The sequence below is a fragment of the Geodermatophilus sp. SYSU D01176 genome, from assembly GCF_054050015.1.
In genome coordinates this window covers 1-727 of the sequence record NZ_JBJGYN010000120.1, presented here as the reverse complement: position 1 = coordinate 727, position 727 = coordinate 1, and the positions used below count along the sequence as shown (strand labels likewise).

Here is a 727-nt window from a genome sequence, read left to right as displayed (position 1 = left end):
GGCGCACTACGTCTTCTTCCGCGACAACCCCAAGGGCCGCTTCGCGGAGCGCTGGAGCCACAGCGCCGGCTGCCGCCGCTGGTTCAACGCGATCCGCGACACCGCCACCTACCGCTTCGAGGCCGTCTACCGCCTCGATGACCCGAAGCCGCTCGCGACCGAGCTCGCGAGGTCACGCAGGAGCACAGCGCCATGACGAGCCCGTTCCGCGCCCCCGAGGGTGGCCGCATCGACCGCGCGACCACCGTCGAGTTCACCTTCGACGGGCAGACCCTCCCCGGGCACCCCGGCGACACCCTGGCCTCGGCGCTCCTGGCCAACGGCCGGCACCAGGTCGCCACCAGCGTCAAGCTCGGCCGACCGCGCGGCATCGCCGGCGCCTGGGCCGAGGACCCGGGCGGCCTGGTGCAGATCGAGGAGCCCTTCCCCGAGCCGATGCTGCTGGCGACCACCGTCGAGCTCCACGACGGGCTGGTCGCCCGCGGCCTGCCCGGCCAGGGCCGGCTGGCGGACGTCCCCGACTCCGCCCGGTACGACGCCGTGCACCACCACGTCGACGTGCTCGTCGTGGGGGCCGGCCCGGCCGGGCTGGCCGCCGCGCTGACCGCCGCGCGGGCCGGTGCCCGCGTCGCGCTGGTGGACGAGCAGTCCGAGGCCGGCGGCGCGCTGCTCGGCACCGACGACGTCCTCGACGGCGCCCCCGCCCTGGAGTGGGTCGCGGGCGCGG

General features: G+C 76.5%; 2 protein-coding genes. Both read left to right on the top strand.

Annotated elements, in window-relative coordinates:
• Window positions 1-196, top strand: a 196-nt coding sequence (locus ACI78Z_RS25005) for a sarcosine oxidase subunit delta (RefSeq protein WP_457039236.1), incomplete at its 5' end; no start/stop codon positions are given.
• On the top strand, window positions 193-727 hold a 535-nt coding region (locus ACI78Z_RS25000), incomplete at its 3' end, for a (2Fe-2S)-binding protein (RefSeq protein WP_457039235.1). The genes ACI78Z_RS25005 and ACI78Z_RS25000, both read left to right, overlap by 4 nt.